The organism is Bradyrhizobium sp. BEA-2-5 (assembly GCF_032918025.1).
Classification (GTDB): domain Bacteria; phylum Pseudomonadota; class Alphaproteobacteria; order Rhizobiales; family Xanthobacteraceae; genus Bradyrhizobium; species Bradyrhizobium pachyrhizi.
The window spans coordinates 2617899-2633413 of record NZ_CP136629.1 but is presented as its reverse complement, the minus strand read 5'-3'; the positions used below and the strand labels follow the sequence as shown (position 1 = coordinate 2633413).

General features: G+C 64.8%; 11 protein-coding genes and 2 pseudogenes. 6 read left to right on the top strand and 7 right to left on the bottom strand.

The annotated features are described in order from the left end of the window. Positions 1–26: 26 nt before the first annotated feature. The 4 genes and pseudogenes from RX327_RS12335 to RX327_RS12320 all read right to left on the bottom strand — a co-directional run bounded on the left by RX327_RS12335 (position 27) and on the right by RX327_RS12320 (position 4076). Positions 27–1199, bottom strand: coding sequence for an acyl-CoA dehydrogenase family protein (locus tag RX327_RS12335; protein ID WP_317250383.1), 1173 nt, complete (start codon positions 1197–1199; stop codon positions 27–29). Further along, on the bottom strand, positions 1193–1990 hold the full coding sequence (locus tag RX327_RS12330; protein ID WP_317250382.1) for an ABC transporter ATP-binding protein: 798 nt from the start codon (positions 1988–1990) through the stop codon (positions 1193–1195). The genes RX327_RS12335 and RX327_RS12330 overlap by 7 nt, the downstream gene beginning before the upstream one ends. After that, positions 1984–3001: pseudogene (locus RX327_RS12325) on the bottom strand (ABC transporter permease). Before RX327_RS12325 ends, RX327_RS12330 begins: the two are co-directional and overlap by 7 nt. After that, positions 2979–4076 carry an ABC transporter substrate-binding protein gene (locus tag RX327_RS12320; RefSeq protein WP_410712156.1) on the bottom strand — a complete coding sequence of 366 codons (1098 nt, stop codon included), beginning with the start codon at positions 4074–4076 and terminating at the stop codon, positions 2979–2981. The pseudogene RX327_RS12325 and the gene RX327_RS12320 overlap by 23 nt, the downstream one beginning before the upstream one ends. Before the next feature lie 473 nt (positions 4077–4549). Between RX327_RS12320 and RX327_RS12315 the strand changes: the two genes are divergently transcribed. Together RX327_RS12315 and RX327_RS12310 are read left to right on the top strand one after the other, a co-directional pair. Continuing rightward, entirely contained in the window at positions 4550–5536 is a 987-nt protein-coding gene (locus RX327_RS12315) for an ABC transporter substrate-binding protein (protein ID WP_317250380.1), read from the top strand. A 323-nt stretch (positions 5537–5859) separates the two neighbouring features. Further along, a complete protein-coding gene (locus tag RX327_RS12310) occupies positions 5860–6639 on the top strand; it encodes an SDR family oxidoreductase (protein WP_050387779.1) in 780 nt (259 codons plus the stop codon). Between the two features lie 167 nt (positions 6640–6806). Here the strand turns inward: RX327_RS12310 and RX327_RS12305 are convergent, their stop codons facing one another. Next, positions 6807–7106: an HU family DNA-binding protein gene (locus RX327_RS12305; protein ID WP_317250379.1), complete on the bottom strand. Its 300-nt coding sequence runs from the start codon at positions 7104–7106 to the stop codon at positions 6807–6809. A 434-nt stretch (positions 7107–7540) separates the two neighbouring features. Here RX327_RS12305 and RX327_RS12300 point away from each other — a divergent pair, with 434 nt between their 5' ends. The 4 genes from RX327_RS12300 to RX327_RS12285 all read left to right on the top strand — a co-directional run bounded on the left by RX327_RS12300 (position 7541) and on the right by RX327_RS12285 (position 12847). Continuing rightward, positions 7541–9154 (top strand): ABC transporter substrate-binding protein, encoded by a 1614-nt coding sequence (locus RX327_RS12300; RefSeq protein WP_050387780.1) that lies wholly within the window; start codon positions 7541–7543, stop codon positions 9152–9154. Between the two features lie 260 nt (positions 9155–9414). Beyond that, positions 9415–10392: an ABC transporter permease gene (locus tag RX327_RS12295; protein ID WP_028334421.1), complete on the top strand. Its 978-nt coding sequence runs from the start codon at positions 9415–9417 to the stop codon at positions 10390–10392. Positions 10393–10394: 2 nt separating this feature from the next. Further along, positions 10395–11225 (top strand): ABC transporter permease, encoded by an 831-nt coding sequence (locus RX327_RS12290; RefSeq protein ID WP_028334422.1) that lies wholly within the window; start codon positions 10395–10397, stop codon positions 11223–11225. Next, positions 11222–12847, top strand: coding sequence for an ABC transporter ATP-binding protein (locus RX327_RS12285; protein ID WP_317250378.1), 1626 nt, complete (start codon positions 11222–11224; stop codon positions 12845–12847). Before RX327_RS12290 ends, RX327_RS12285 begins: the two co-directional genes overlap by 4 nt. 16 nt (positions 12848–12863) lie before the next feature. Here the strand turns inward: RX327_RS12285 and RX327_RS12280 are convergent. Both RX327_RS12280 and RX327_RS12275 read right to left on the bottom strand, forming a co-directional pair. Continuing rightward, positions 12864–14008 (bottom strand): annotated as a pseudogene (locus RX327_RS12280) (fructose-1,6-bisphosphatase). Between the two features lie 214 nt (positions 14009–14222). Further along, positions 14223–15410, bottom strand: a complete 1188-nt coding sequence (locus RX327_RS12275) for a 6-phosphofructokinase (RefSeq protein ID WP_317250377.1) — start codon at positions 15408–15410, stop codon at positions 14223–14225. Between the last annotated feature and the right edge of the window lie 105 nt (positions 15411–15515).

The window sequence follows — 15515 nt, the reverse complement described above, 5'->3', positions numbered from 1 at the left end:
AACTCCGTTGTTGTTGGCTGTTGTTTTCAGACGCCCAGCGCGGAGCGTCCGGCGGAGACACGGGTGGCATCGTCCTGCGGCGTGTGCACGCGCCCGCACAGGACATCGCGATAATGCCGCTCCAGCGGATTGCTGCGGGATAGGCCGTGATTGCCGGTCAGCGACAAGGCATCCTCCACCACTGCCGCGGCGTTGTTGGTCACCGTCAGCTTGATGATGTTAGACTCGATCGCAGAAAGCGGGAAGCCGTTATCGAAATCGGCGGCGAAGCTGTCGATCAGGCGCGCATTGACCGCAAGCCGCGCCTCGATCGCGCCGACCACCTCCTGCATCCGTGGCAAGGTCGCAAGCGGCGCGCCGAGGCTGGCGGGCACGCGCTGCTTCAGGAACTGGACGAACCAGTCGCGCGCCGCACGGGCAATACCATCATAGATCGCGGCGACGAAGATCGCGTGCACGGTCGCCTGGGTGACGTCAGGAACCTTCCAGTCGTCGGGCCCGCGGACGTCGATCTCGTAATCCAGCGGAAACACCACGTCGTCGAAGATCACGGTATGGCTGCCGCTGGCGCGCAGGCCGTGATGGTCCCAGGTCTCGACGATCCGCGTTCCCGGCAACCCGGCGGGAACCAGAAACAAGCCGACACGGGTCTCCGGCTCATCGGTCTTTGCCCAGACCGAATACCATTTCAGGATCGGCGCGCCGGTCGAGTAGATCTTGTGGCCAGAGAGCCGCCAGCCGGTCTCGGTGCGGCGGGCCACTGTCGCCGGCAGGCCGCCCCGCGCGGGCGAGCCGAGTTCGGGCTCGACCCGCAAAGCGTTGATCAGCGCCACACCCTCGACGGCTTCCTTGGCGAGCTTGCGCGACAGCCGCGCCGGCCAGGTCGGGCTGCGCGCCATCACCAAATGATTGATGTAGTGCATCGACAGCACCAGCGCGGTCGACGGATCGGCCTTGCCGATGATGCCGAGCACACGCGCGGCGTCGCGGGCACCCGCTCCGCCGCCGCCGAGCGCTGCCGGCACCGTCAGCGCCAGCAGGCCTTCGCGCGACAGATCGGCGAAATTCTCGAAGGGAAAGCTGGCGTCGCGGTCGTGCGCCGGCGCGCGCGCAGCAAACACAGCGGCGAGCAGCAACGCGCGCGCGATGTACTCCGGCTCGTTCGCCGGCGGCAGCTCCCTCGCCGCTGATGTCACCATGTCGCCTCCAGTCCGAGCAGGCCGAGGATCTGCTTGCGCAGCTCCGCCAGATAGGGATCGCCGCGATGCCGCGGGTACGGCCGGGCGACGGCGATGTCAGCCTTGATCCGCGCCGGCCGATCGGACAGCACGATGACGCGGTTGGCGAGCACCAGCGCCTCCTCGGCATCATGCGTGACGAGGAGCGTGGTAAAGCCCTTGCGCTGCCACAACGAGACCAGCTCGGCCTGCATGGTGATGCGGGTCAGCGAGTCGAGCTTGCCGAGCGGCTCATCCAAAATCAGGATCTTGGGATCGTTCACCAGCGCCCGCGCCAGCGCCACGCGCTGCGCCATGCCGCCGGAGAGCTGGTGCGGATAGGCATTGCGGAACGACGACAGTCCGACGAGATCGAGCGCATCATCGACACGCTGCCGCTGGCTCTTCAGAATGCCCTGGGCTTCGAGGCCCAGGGCGACGTTGTCCCACACCGTGCGCCACGGAAACAGCGTCGGATCCTGGAACACAACGACCCGCGACGGATGCGGGCCACTGATGCGCACTTCATCCTCGCGCAGCGTGCCCGCGCGCGGCTTCTCCAGTCCCGCCACCAGCCGCAGCAAGGTCGACTTGCCGCAGCCGGACGGGCCGAGCAGCGCGACGAACTCGCCCGGCTCGATCGCGAGATTGACATTATCGAGCACCGGAAGCGTGGCGCCATCGATATCGAAGGCGTGGCTGATGCCTTCGATATCGAGCTCGGCGCCGACCGCCGGATAGGTGATCGCCTCAGCTGCGGACTGCACTACCATTTGACGACGCCCTTCTGCCAGACCAGCAGACGGTCGCGGATCGCAAACAGCAGCGTGATCGCGCCGGAGCAGAGCAGCGACATCACGATCAGCGCCGCATACATGTTGGCATAGGCAGCCCAGCCCTGCGCCCATTGCAGGTACCAGCCGAGACCGGCCTTTACGCCGATCATCTCGGCGACGACGAGCACGGCAAAGGAGGCGCCGAGCCCCATGAACAGCCCAACGAAGACGTGCGGCAGCGCGGCAGGGATCGCGACCTTCAGCACCAGGAAGGACGGTTTTTCCCCGAGCGTCCGCGCGACATCGTAATAAGCACTGCTGACACTCGCGACGCCCGACCATGTCAGCACCGTGACGGGAAAACCGGTCGCGAGCGCGATCAGAAAGGTCGACGCGCTCCAGCTCGAGGGGAAGGTGAAGAACGCGATCGGCAGCCAGGCGGTTGCCGGCAGCGGCCCGATGAAGCGCAGCACCGGGTGCACCCAATAGCCGACCGCGCGCGACCAGCCGATCGACACCCCCGTCAGGAAGCCGACCGCAGCGCCAATGATGTAGCCGCCGAGCTGCAGCTTGACCGAGGCGAACAGGCTGTCGAGCAGCTTCGGCAGATCGTCGGTATAGACCTCGATGATCGCCTGCGGCGGCGGGAAGAACGGCAGCGGCAGCCAGGCAAACTTGGCGGTCGCGACCTCCCACAGCGTCAGGAACGCGCCGAGCGCGATGAGCCAGGGCGCGCGCTGGCGCAGCGCCCTGCCCGGCGCCGCCGAGATAATCCGCGCTGAATGTGCCGAACAGGATGAAGGCAGCGACAACGATCGCGCCGATGCCGAGCGATCCGGTCCGCGACCAGTCGCCGACATCGGGCCAATAGAGGCATGAGAGGCCGAAAGCGAGCCAGACGAGGCTCGCCGCAAGGCCCACACCGTAACTGCCGGAGAGGTCCGCGAGCGTGATCGCTGCCCGCGGCGCGGCCGCGGCAGTCGCGTCAGACACTGAATACGTCGACATAGATCCGCTCCGCGAATTTCGCCGTGTCGGTGCTCTGCTTGAACACCTGCACCGTCTTGAGGTCGTCGGCGTAGCCCTTCAGCTCGCGCTTGAGCACTTCGCCGGTCGGATGATGATGGTGGGTGTGGTAGCGCACCATGCCCTCGATATCGGCGAGCGTTGCGGCCTTCGGTGCGTAGGGCTGGAATGACTTTGCCGCGACGGCCGGATTCTGCGAGGTGAACATGGCGGCGTCGAGCAGCGCCTGAGTGATCGCACGCGCGACCTGGGGTTCTTCGCGAACCAGCGAGCCGCGCAGGCCGACGATGCAGCAGCTCTTGTCGCGATAGTCGCCATCGAGGTTGGAGGCGACCTCCCTGTACTGGGTGTCCTTGAGCCAGAGATAGGCAAGCGGGTCGGACGACAGGAAAGCCTGCACCTCGCCCTTCTGGACCGCAACATCGAGCAGATTGCCGGGATAGGCGCGCCAGTCGACGTCCTTGTTAGGATCAATGCCGAGTTTTGCCAACTGGATCGAGAAGAAGTTCTTGTCGGGACCAGCGAGATCGCCGACCGCACCGATCTTGCCCTTGAGATCGGCAAGCTTGTTCACGCCGGAATCGGCGCGGCTCAGCACGCGCATGCAGCCGCCATGGGTGCCGGCGGCGATCTTGACGTCAAAGCCCTGCTCGAGCGGTTTCAGCCAGCGCAGCGCCATGCCGAGACCGGCATCGCTCTTTCCGGTCGCGATGGCCTCGAGCAACTGGTCGGTCGAACCGGAATAGTTGACGAGCTCGACATCGAGATTCTGCTTCTGGAAGAAGCCGTGCTCGATCGCAACAGGCAGCGGCGCAAGGCACACCGCGCCGGCATTCCACGAGAGCTTTAGCTTGCGCGGGGCGCCGGTCAGAGCCGGCGCATCGGACGCGGTCTTGCAGATCGGGAATTCGGAGAAGTCGATCGCCGGCGTGATCGCCCGTGGCGCGAAGGCCTGCGCGCTATACGCCCCGATCGGCGCGGCAAAGGCCGCGGCAGCGCCCGCACGCAGCAATGTGCGGCGATCCATCACCGTCTTCTTGTTATCCGTCGACATCATCACTCCTGCATTTCGGCAAGGCTCCGCCCCGCGCGCAAAACGTCTCCGTTTGCGCACCCCGTCGTTCGAAGCTCATGGTTTTAGAAAAAGCGGATTTCTCCGGCGCTATTGCATTCAAAGCAACCCGCAAATGATGCGGCGCGACAAGTTCATCGTCAATGAAATGGAATTTCGAATGTTGTCGGCGCCGCAGCTGAACTCTCCACGATCGCATCGCGCGGCGATGAAAGGATTTTCACGATCGTCCCACACGGAGATGCGGCGCGATCACCCGTGACTGCATCAAATTTGAGCGTTTTGCGGTCGCATGCGCGATGTCTTCTACGCGCGGCATGCCTGACGAGATCATCCTTGCCGCGCAGCCGCCGAATTCAGATTTCCGTTTCGTTGACGGCGAACGGCTTGCTCATAGACTTGGTCGAACGCTGCCGCGCGTTCCGCCGAGCAGCGAATGAATTGGGAAAAAAATTCCAATGCGCAAACTGACCCGCTCGGGCCTTGCCTATTCTCTCACCCGCCGCACCGCGGCCGCGCTGATCGCGGCCGCGATCACGCTGTCGACGTCGGCCGCGGCACTCGCGGGCGACGCGATCGTGCTGCGCGTCGGCGACCAGAAAGGCGGTAAACGCTCGCTACTCGAGATCTCGGGTTATGCGAAGGACCTGCCTTACAAGATCGAATGGTCGGAATTCCCGGCGGCAGCTCCCATTCTGGAAGCGCTCAACGCCGGCGCGCTCGACGTCGGCTACACGGGCGATCTGTCTTTCCTCTCCGTCTATGCAGCGGGCGCGCCGATCAAGGCGATCGGCGGCACGCGGTCGGATGCCAAGACGCAGGCGATCCTGGTTCGTCAGGATTCACCGATCAAGTCGGCCGCCGACCTCAAGGGCAAGCGCCTCGCTGGTACGCGCGGCGGCTGGGGCCAGTTCCTGATCAACGCGACGCTGGAAAAAGCCGGCAGCAGGATCGAGGACGCGACCTTCGCGCCTCTCGGCCCTGTCGATGCCAAGGTGGCACTGGTGGCGGGGTCAGTCGACGCCTGGGCGGTGTGGGAGCCCTATGTCTCATTCGCGACGTTGAAGGACAAGGCGCGCGTCATCGCCGACGGCGACGGCCTGACGCCGACCATCACCTTCATCGTCGCCTCCGACAATGCCATCGCCACCAAGCGCGCCGCGGTTCAGGACCTCGTGCAACGGCTGAACAAGGCACGGCTGTGGTCGCTGGACCATATTGCGGAATACGCCAGGAGCACGGCCGAGCTGACCAAGCTGCCGGAGGACGTGCTGCTCGCGGCCTACACCGCGCAGCGCACCAGCCCGATTGTGATCGACGAGGGCGTGGTGAAAGAGGTGCAGGAAGCCTCCGACCGCTCGACCCGCTACGGCATCCTGCCGAAGACGCTCGACGTCAGCAAAGCCGTCGACCGCAGCTTCACGGCGAGCGCGAACCTGAACTGACGCGCGCCTGAACTGGAGCGCTCTTTCCTCACCTCCCCTTGCAAAGGGGAGGTCGGATTGCGCGCAAGCGTAATCCGGGTGGGGATCTGCCTCCACAAGCGGCCGGCGTCCGCGGAGAGCAACCCCCACCCCGCCCTCCCCCTTTCAGGGGGAGGGAGATGAGCGGCGGTGCTCACCTCACAACGCACCACAATGGAGACCTCCGATGTCCGGCCCGCTCCATCTCGCACTGATTGTCACAGCACACCTGCTCTGCATGACCTTGTTGGTCGCGCTGTCGGTTTGATAGCGTCCTCTCCGGGCCAGCCCCAGGGAGAACAACAATGAACCTATCAATGAAGGACCGCGTCGCGGTGGTTACCGGCGGCAGCAAGGGCATCGGGATCGCGGTGGCGCGGCGGTTTGCCGAATCCGGCGCCAGGGTCGCGATCCTCGCCCGCGGCGCGGCCGATCTCGCTGCGGCGCGCGAGGCGCTCGCCAGGGATGGCCTCGTGGTGCGCGATTATGTCTGCGACGTCGCGAAGGCCGCCGACATCAGCAAGGCCCACGACCAGATCGTTGCCGATCTCGGCAAGATCGACGTGCTCGTCAACAACGCCGGCACGGCACGCACGCTGGCGTTCGAGAGCATCAGCGACGAGGCCTGGCAGGAGGACCTCGACCTGAAGCTGTTCGCCGCGATCCGCTTCAGCCGGCTGGTGTGGCCGGGCATGAAGCAGCGCAAATGGGGCCGCATCATCAACGTGCTCAACACCTTTGCAAAGGCGCCGGCCGGCAATTCCGCGCCGACCTCGGTGTCGCGCGCCGCCGGCATGGCGCTGACCAAGGTCATGGCCAATGAAGGCGGCGAGCACAACATCCTGGTGAATGCGCTCTTGGTCGGCCTGATCATGAGCGATCAATGGGTCAAGCGGCATGCTGCCCAGGCGCCGAACACGGATTTCGGGGAATTCGCCAAGGGCCTTGCCAAGGGCACCCCGCTCGGCCGCATCGGCACGGCGGAGGAGTTCGCCAACCTCGCCTGCTTCCTGGCCTCGGAGCAAGGCTCCTACATCACCGGCACCGCCATCAATGTCGATGGTGGCCGCTCGCCGGTGGTCTAGAGCCCCGGTCCCGGTTCAACCCGGTCCGGAGCTCCAGATTCTGCTTTGGCGCGTTTTCTTCACGCGAACCGGTGTCCGCTGCGCTCGAAAACGCTCAAGCGGGCAACCAACGGCAGGAAGCGACGGCTCAAAAGCAAAAGGCCTCCGTCACCGGAGGCCTTTTCGTCTTAAACGGCGTCCTTGGCGGCCTTGACCGGACGGGCGCGGACGATCTTCCGGGCCGGCTTGGCCTTGAACATCATCTCTTCACCCGTGAACGGGTTGGTGCCCTTTCGCGCCTTGGTCGCGGGCTTCTTGATGACCACGAACTTGGCGAAGCCCGGCACCAGGAACAGGCCGTTCTTCTTGAGCTCCTTGTGACCGACGTCGGTCAGCGTCTCCATGACGTTCTTGACGTCGCGCTTGGAAAGCTCTGTGGTGGTCGCGATCTTCTCGATCACTTGCGACTTCGACAGTTGGGTAGCCATGGTTGCTCCATTGATTCTGGAGTGGGCACGATATGGCGGAAAATGCCGAGAAAAACAGTGTTTTCTGCACTTCCCACCACAATATCGCTGTGGACAGCCTCCGAATCAGGGATTTTTCCAGTGTTTTTTCAAGTCAAGGCGCTTCCGACCCCTAAAATTACAGCGTTTGCGCGGCTTCGGGGCTCCCGAAACAGTCCCTCGAGAGAATCACCAGACGCAACTCGCGCGGCCCAAACTGCGACAATGCGGCGCTCGATCCGGGTTGCGAAGCGCTGCCGCGCGCCACTTCAGGTTTCGGAAACGATCCTCCAAAAGGCCGAGGCATTAGAAAATGACTTGGGTTCCCATTCCAAGCTAACATCGCCAAATGACGGCCACGACCGATCGGCTGGCCGCCCGATGCAAGCCTTTATGCAAGTTCTGGAGACCCGCGTATGGATTTGAGCCGCCTCGAGATCAACCGCCGCACGGCCCTTCTGACCTCGGCCGCGATTGCGGCCAATGTCATCAATCCGATGCGGGCATTCGCGCAAGAAACCCCGCGCAAGGGCGGCGTGTTCAACGTCCATTACGGCGCCGAGCAGCGCCAGCTCAATCCCAGCATCCAGGCCTCGACCGGCGTCTACATCATCGGCGGCAAGATCCAGGAGAATCTGGTCGACCTCGACGCCAACGGCCAGCCGGTCGGCGTGCTCGCCGAGAGCTGGGAGGCGACCCCGGACGGCAAGACCGTCACCTTCAAGCTGCGCAAGGGCGTCACCTGGCACGACGGCAAGCCGTTCACGTCTGACGACGTCGCCTTCAGCGCGATGAACATGTGGAAGAAGATCCTCAACTACGGATCGACGCTGCAGCTGTTCCTCACATCGGTCGATACGCCCGATCCGCAGACCGCGATCTTCCGCTACGAGCGGCCGATGCCGCTGAACCTGTTGCTCCGGGCCCTGCCCGACCTCGGCTACGTCTCCGCCAAGCATCTCTATGAGAGCGGCGACATCAGGCAGAACCCGACCAATCTGGCGCCGGTCGGCACCGGCCCGTTCAAATTCGTCAAATACGAGCGCGGGCAATACATCATCGCCGACCGCAACCCGGACTATTGGCGGCCGAACGCGCCCTATCTCGACCGCATCGTCTGGAAGGTGATCACCGACCGCGCCGCCGCGGCCGCACAGATGGAGGCCGGCGAGCTGCACTACAGCCCGTTCTCGGGCCTCACGATCTCGGACATGGCGCGGCTCGGCAAGGACAAGCGCTTCATCGTCCAGACCAAGGGCAATGAGGGCAACGCCCGCACCAACACGATCGAGTTCAACTTCCGCCGCAAGGAGCTGGCCGACATCCGGGTCCGCCGTGCCATCGCGCACGCGATCAACGTGCCGTTCTTCATCGACAATTTTCTGGGCGATTTCGCCAAGCTCGGCACCGGCCCGATCCCGTCGACCTCGACCGACTTCTATCCCGGGCCGAACACGCCGCAATACCCCTATGACAAGGCCAAGGCGATCGCGCTGCTCGACGAGGCCGGCTTCAAGGCCAGTAGCGGCAACCGCTTCTCGCTGAGGCTCTTGCCGGCGCCGTGGGGCGAGGACATCTCGCTGTGGTCGACCTTCATCCAGCAGTCGCTGGGAGAAGTCGGCATCCAGGTCGACATCGTGCGCAACGACGGCGGCGGCTTCCTCAAGCAGGTCTATGACGAGCACGCCTTCGATCTCGCGACCGGCTGGCACCAGTACCGCAACGACCCTGCGGTCTCGACCACGGTATGGTACCGCTCCGGCCAGCCCAAGGGCGCGCCGTGGACCAACCAATGGGGCTGGGAGGACAAGACCGTCGATGCCACCATCGACAACGCCGCGACCGAAGTCGATCCGGTCAAGCGCAAGGCGCTCTACGCCGATTTCGTCAAGGAGGTGAACACCGAGCTGCCGGTCTGGATGCCGATCGAGCAGATCTTCGTCACCGTGATCACGGCCAAGGCGCGCAACCATTCCAACACCCCGCGCTGGGGCTCGACGAGCTGGCACGATCTTTGGCTGAGCGCATGAGGCTGCGCGCCCTTGCTTCTCCCTCGCCCCGCTCTTGCAGGGAGAGGGTTGGGGTGAGGGGCTGTCTCCGCAAGTGATGCGGGTGGATGGTCCGGTACCCCCTCACCCGGATCGCATCTAACGATGCGATTCGACCTCGAAGACCGAGCTTCGCTCGTCTCGACCCCGCAAGCGGGGCGAGCTGACCGAGCGGCCGACGCTGGTTCAAGTCAATGACGGCGACCGGTGGCCACTTCCTTCGAAAACGCTATAGATAAGGCATGCGTATCCTGAGCCTTGCGGGGCGGCGGCTCGCCGCCTCGATCCCGACCCTGTTCCTGATCCTGATCGGCGTGTTCCTGCTGCTGCAGCTCGCGCCGGGCGACACCGTCGATGCGCTGATGGCGCAAATGGGCGGCGGCGACGCCGCGACCGCCGAGGCGCTGCGCAAATTCTACGGGCTAAACCTCTCGGTTCCGGCGCAGCTCGGGAACTATCTGTGGCACCTGGTCCGGCTCGACCTCGGCTTCTCCTCGATCTACGGCAAGCCGGTGGCGACCGTGATCCTGGAACGGCTGCCGCCGACCATCCTGTTGATGACCGCGTCGCTGTCATTCGCGTTCTTCTTTGGCCTCGTGTTCGGCGTGATCGCCGCGCGCGGCGTCAACCGCTGGCCGGACACGATGATCTCCACCCTCGGCCTGATCTTCTACGCCACGCCCTCGTTCTGGTTCGGGCTGATGGCGATCGTGGTGTTCTCGGTCTATCTGCAGTGGCTGCCGCCGGGCGGCTTCGAGGACATCGGCACGGTGCAGACCGGGATCTGGCGCGTGCTGGATATCGCGGCCCATCTGGTGCTGCCGACGCTGACGCTCGGGCTGATCTTCCTCGCAATCTATTTGCGCATCATGCGCGCCTCGATGCTGGAGGTGCTGAACCTCGATTTCGTCCGCACCGCCCGCGCCAAGGGGCTGGACGAGACCCATGTCATCACCCGCCATGTGCTGCGCAACGCGCTGCTGCCAATGGTGACGCTGATCGGATTGCAGGCCGGCACCATGCTCGGCGGCTCGGTCGTGGTGGAGAGCGTGTTCTCCCTGCCCGGCCTCGGCCGCCTTGCCTATGAATCGGTGGTGCAGCGCGACCTCAACACCCTGCTCGGCATCGTCTTCGTGTCCGCACTACTCGTCATATCCGTGAACTTCGTCGTCGACCTGCTCTACGCGCGGCTCGATCCGCGCATCGCGGCGGAGGGCTGACGATGGATGCCGTGAAGCGCTACTTCCGCAGCCCGGCCGCGGTGATCGGCCTGATCCTGCTGCTGCTTGTCATCGCGATGGCAATCAGCGCGGGTGTCCTCTATCCGCGCGATCCGCTCGCCCTTGCCGGCCGGCCGCTGATCTGGCCGTTCTCCAACCCGCGCTTCCTGCTTGGGACCGACAATTCCGGCCGCGACATCGCCGCCCAGATCTTCTACGGCGCGCGGATCTCGCTGCTGATCGGCGGCGTCGCCACCGTGATCGCGATCCTGATCGGCATCCTGGTCGGCGCCTTCGCCGGCTATTACGGCGGCTGGGTCGACAATGTCTTGATGCGGATCACCGAGGCGTTCCAGACGCTGCCGAACTTCGTGCTGCTGCTGGTGCTGGTCGCGGTGTTCGGCTCGACCCTGACCACGGTGACCATTGCAGTTGGCGTGGTGTCGTGGCCGGCGCCGGCACGGCTGACCCGCGCCGAGTTCCTGTCGCTGCGCAACCGCGAATTCGTCCAGGCCGGCAAGACGCTCGGCATGAAGGACGTCCAGCTCATTCTCGGCGAAATCCTGCCCAACGCGCTGCCGCCCGTGATCGTCTATGCCAGCGTGGTGATGGCGGTCGCGATCCTGCTGGAAAGCGCGCTCGCCTTCCTGAGGCTGTCCGATCCCAACGTCGCCTCCTGGGGCAATCTGATCGGGCTCGGCCGCGACGTGCTCCGGGTGCAGTGGTACGTCTCGGCGATCCCCGGCATTGCGATCCTCGTCACCGTGCTCGCGGTGTCGCTGGTCGGCCAGGGCCTCAACGATGCGCTCAATCCGAGGCTGAAGAGCCGATGAGCGAGACGGTCCTTTCGCTCGACGCCCTGACAGTGCGCCTGCCCAAAGGCGCCGACCGGCCGCATGCGCTGTCCGACGTCTCATTGTCGATCGCCTCCAACGAGATCCTCTGCGTGGTCGGCGAGTCCGGCTCCGGCAAGTCGATGATGGCGAACGCCATCATGCGGCTGCTGCCGAACGAGGTGACGATCGAACGGGGCCGGATGATGTTCGACGGCCGCGACCTCTGCGCCGCCGATCCGGCAGAGATGCGCGATGTGCGCGGCGCCGGGATCGCGATGATCTTCCAGGAGCCGATGACCGCGCTCAACCCGCTGTTCACGGTCGGCGACCAGATCGGCGAGATGTTTGCGATCCACACCGCTCTCTCGAAGGCCGAGATCAATGCGCGGGTGCTGGCGCTGCTCGAGGACGTCCGCATCCCCGACCCCAGGGCTGCCGCAAAAGCCTACCCGCACGAGCTGTCCGGCGGCCAGCGCCAGCGCGCGATGATCGCGATGGCGCTGGCGCTCGAGCCGGCCGTGCTGATCGCCGACGAGCCGACCACCGCGCTCGACGTCACCACGCAGGCGCAGATCCTGAAGCTGATCCGCAATCTCCAGCGCAACCGCAACATGGCGGTGCTGTTCATCACCCATGATTTCGGCGTCGTCGCCGACATCGCCGACCAGGTCGTGGTGATGCAGCACGGCTCGATCGTCGAGCAAGGCGCGGCCGACAAGGTGCTGAACGATCCGCAGCATGCCTACACCAAGCAGCTGATTGCGGCCGTGCCGCCGCTGAAGGCGCCGCCGCCGCGCATCCTTTCCGGCAAGGATATCCTGACCATCGACGGCGTCTCCAAGACCTACCGCACCGGCGGCTTCCTCGGCCGCGGCGCGCGGATCACGGAAGCCGTCAAGAACGTGTCGCTGCATCTCCCGCGCGGCGCGACGCTCGGCATCGTCGGCGAATCCGGTTCGGGCAAATCGACGCTCGCGCGCTGCATCGTGCGGCTGATCGATCCCGACACCGGGTCGATCGTGCTCGACGGCAAGGACTGGGCAAAGCTCGGCCGCGACGATATCAGGCGCGAGACCCGCCACATCCAGACGGTGTTCCAGGATCCGTTCGCCTCGCTCAATCCGCGCCGCAAGGCGGCCGAGCTGGTGGCGCAGGGACCGATCGTGCACGGCACCGATCGCGCCACCGCGATTGCGGAAGCGCGAAAGCTGTTCGGGCTGGTCGGGCTCGATCCGTCCGCCGGCGATCGCTACCCGCACGAATTCTCCGGCGGCCAGCGCCAGCGCATCGGCATCGCTCGGGCACTGGCGCTGAGGCCGCGCGTGCTGATTGCCGACGAGGCTGTATCAGCGCTCGACGTCTCCGTGCAGGCGCAGGTCTTGAGGTTGCTCGCCGGGCTGCGCCAGCAGCTCGGCCTCTCGATGCTGTTCATCACCCACGATCTGCGCGTCGCAGCCCAGATCTGCGATCTCGTCGCCGTCATGAAGGATGGCGCCGTGGTCGAGCAAGGGCTGACCGCCGAGGTGTTCGGCAGGCCGCAGCATTCCTATACGCAGGCGCTGCTGTCGGCGATCCCCGGCGGCGCGTTCGCGCGCGAGCACGGCACCGCAACCGAATAGCCGGGCACGCGCGGCCCTACTCCGCCGCTTGTGGCTTGGGCTCCTCGCGCAGCCGGAAGCGCTTCAGCAATCCGGATACCGTGTCGCGGAAGCCGCCATATTCCAGCTCTGAATAGGGCAGCATCGCAGCACCGGACCAGCCCTGGCTGCGCATCTCGATCGCCTTGCGCTGCGCGCGCTGGCGGACCTCGTCCCACGCGAGGTTGTCAAAGAAATCGGTATAGGACTCCGAGAACTTCCCGTCCCGGTCGATCGAGAAGCCGACGCAGGAAACGATCGGCAGGCAGTACATCCCCGTCACCGGGTGTTGAGCGGCACCGGCATGAGCGGCATCACATGCGAGCCGCGCGCATCGCCGCCCACGAAGTGCGCCTTGGCAAAGGGCGAGATGATTTCTTCGGGCGCCGCGAAAATGCCCTGGTTCCTGACGACCGCGACCGGATCATCCTTGCCGGTGTACTTGCCTGCGATGGAGTGCAGGCGCTGCGCCGAAACGGCGACGGCGACCTCGCCATACGTTTTCGAGACGATGCGATCAATGCCGAAGCGCTCGTTGTCGCGAAGCAGCGCCGCAATGTGGTAGCCGTCCGCGGGCGCATCGAGTTCGATCACGCTGTCGCCGGCCGTGTTGTCCATATCGATGATATGGAAACGGAAGCCCTTGATCATCGGGGGCAGCATCAGCCCGGCGCAATACATGGGATCGGCAAAAGCCAGATAGAGCGGCAGGTTGTAGGCGCCGGGGCCGCATTTGTCTGCGGCGAACACCATGAAGGACTCCGCGGGTCTCGCGCCCGAGAGGTTGTGGTCGAAGCTGAGTTCGGCGACGGCCGGGCCCGCGCCGCGAACGTTTCCGGAAGGGGCGTCGACAAGAAGATCCTGGCCGGCGCCGTAGAGCCCAGAGGTCTTCGCAACCGCAGTGGCCGCGAGAAACGTCTTCCAGGCGAATTGGTGGACTTCGGAGCTCCCTTCGCCCCGCGTGTGCGTCATGATGATCGCAATATCGTCGCCGGTATGGCGCACGAAACCGTCGATCAGGAGACCGTTGTCGATCGCTTTCGCGACCTCCCCTTCGACTGCCGCCATCATGCGCGCAGATGGTTTCGTGTGGCCCCCAACGGAGCCAATGTCAGCCTTGATGACCGAAATGGTGAGTTTCATGAGCATCCCTCCGACCGCAGCGCAGCGCCTTCGCCTCGGCGCTCGCTGCGCCGGGGGCGACGGCGCGCTCATTTGCGAAAAGAACGTCGTGTGGTGCGACAGGTTCCCTGAGCAAATTCCTTGCGGAACTATGGCCCCTCCGTCACCGCGTGTCGATACGGGCTATCGACGCATCTGGAATAGCTCGTCATGCTCGATGGGGTTACCACCCACCCTATGAAGCGCGGTTGAGAAAGATCGGCAGGCCCCGCTTGTTGGAATAGAGAGGACGGTACCGCTCGGTGTTGTACGCGCTTGCGACGTCCAATTTGCGTGGCCCGAGCTTGGCGTCAGGGATCGGCACGAGGTCGTAGCGGCCCTCGACCAGCGCCGACATGAGGCCGGTTTTGCCTTCCAGGATCGCATCGTAAGCCATGTTGCCGAACGTCAGCGCCACAAGCTTGTCGATGAAGTCCGGATCGCCTGACCGCAGGTCGTAGGTGAGGTCAGAGACGATGGTCTCCTCGCCGGTGCGCCGCTTGATCTCGTCCGCGAACGCTTCGGCCACGCTCGCCTTCCTGCGGTGACCGTAGGCGTCAGGCTCGCCGAATTCCTGCACCTTGTAGCCCTCCCACTCGGCGCCCTCGCTGAGCACGATCAGCGCGTAGTTGCTTGGGTTGCCGTGCTTGTCATCGAGGAGAAGCTGGATCAGCTTGTCGAGATTGACCTTGAACTCCGGTATGGCGCATCGGATCGAGGTTGCGTATGCGGTATAGAGTGCCGTAAAGCCGGCATCGCGACCAAAGACGCGGAAAATGCCGATTCGTTCGTGCGAGCCGACGGTGGTGCGCTGGCGCTGGATGGCATCGCTGGCACGGGTGATCGCGGTCGAGAAGCCGATGCAGTATTCGGTGTTGCGAACGTCGTTGTCCATCGTCTTCGGGATGGCAATGATCTTGACGCCTCGCCTGTTGAGCTTGTCCGCGTAGCTGAGCGTATCGTCGCCGCCGATGGCGATCAGATGTTCGATACCGAGCCCCGCGAGGTTCGCGAGCACCTCGTTGGTGAGGTCCCACGTCGTGGTTGCGATGCCGCCCTTGGTGCTCTGGGAAGCCGGAAAGTCGCGGCCCGCGAGATGATCGGGCAACTTCTTCATTTTGGAGGGATTGGTGCGGCTCGAGTGCAGCACGGTGCCGCCGCGCCGGTCGATCACGCGCGTGTTTTCGCGGTTCAGCGGGATGATGTAATGGGACTTACTCGACGGGTCGTCGAGGTTCAGGTGCGTGAGGGCCTCCCAGCCTCGGCGGAGACCGACAACCTCGATGTCGTCCTCGCTGCCGCGATAAGTCACGCTCTTGATCACCGCGTTAAGGCCGGGGACGTCACCGCCTCCCGTGAGAATGCCAATGCGCTTCCTCGCCATGCCCACCTCCCAGGGTTGCTATCTGGCAATAACGCCTGCGTCGCGTCGGGGTTTCCACAACGCTATCCGCCAACGGCGGAATCCTCGTGATCACGGCACCCGGCC

What these genes read in the sequence shown, in the direction of transcription:
- RX327_RS12335 (WP_317250383.1), bottom strand. Translation starts at nt 1,199, where the DNA reads ATGGTGACATCAGCGGCGAGGGAGCTGCCGCCGGCGAACGAGCCGGAG.
- RX327_RS12295 (WP_028334421.1), top strand. Translation starts at nt 9,415, where the DNA reads ATGCGTATCCTGAGCCTTGCGGGGCGGCGGCTCGCCGCCTCGATCCCG.
- RX327_RS12275 (WP_317250377.1), bottom strand. Translation starts at nt 15,410, where the DNA reads ATGGCGAGGAAGCGCATTGGCATTCTCACGGGAGGCGGTGACGTCCCC.
- RX327_RS12315 (WP_317250380.1), top strand. Translation starts at nt 4,550, where the DNA reads ATGCGCAAACTGACCCGCTCGGGCCTTGCCTATTCTCTCACCCGCCGC.
- RX327_RS12320 (WP_410712156.1), bottom strand. Translation starts at nt 4,076, where the DNA reads ATGATGTCGACGGATAACAAGAAGACGGTGATGGATCGCCGCACATTG.
- RX327_RS12310 (WP_050387779.1), top strand. Translation starts at nt 5,860, where the DNA reads ATGAACCTATCAATGAAGGACCGCGTCGCGGTGGTTACCGGCGGCAGC.
- RX327_RS12300 (WP_050387780.1), top strand. Translation starts at nt 7,541, where the DNA reads ATGGATTTGAGCCGCCTCGAGATCAACCGCCGCACGGCCCTTCTGACC.
- RX327_RS12305 (WP_317250379.1), bottom strand. Translation starts at nt 7,106, where the DNA reads ATGGCTACCCAACTGTCGAAGTCGCAAGTGATCGAGAAGATCGCGACC.
- RX327_RS12290 (WP_028334422.1), top strand. Translation starts at nt 10,395, where the DNA reads ATGGATGCCGTGAAGCGCTACTTCCGCAGCCCGGCCGCGGTGATCGGC.
- RX327_RS12330 (WP_317250382.1), bottom strand. Translation starts at nt 1,990, where the DNA reads ATGGTAGTGCAGTCCGCAGCTGAGGCGATCACCTATCCGGCGGTCGGC.
- RX327_RS12285 (WP_317250378.1), top strand. Translation starts at nt 11,222, where the DNA reads ATGAGCGAGACGGTCCTTTCGCTCGACGCCCTGACAGTGCGCCTGCCC.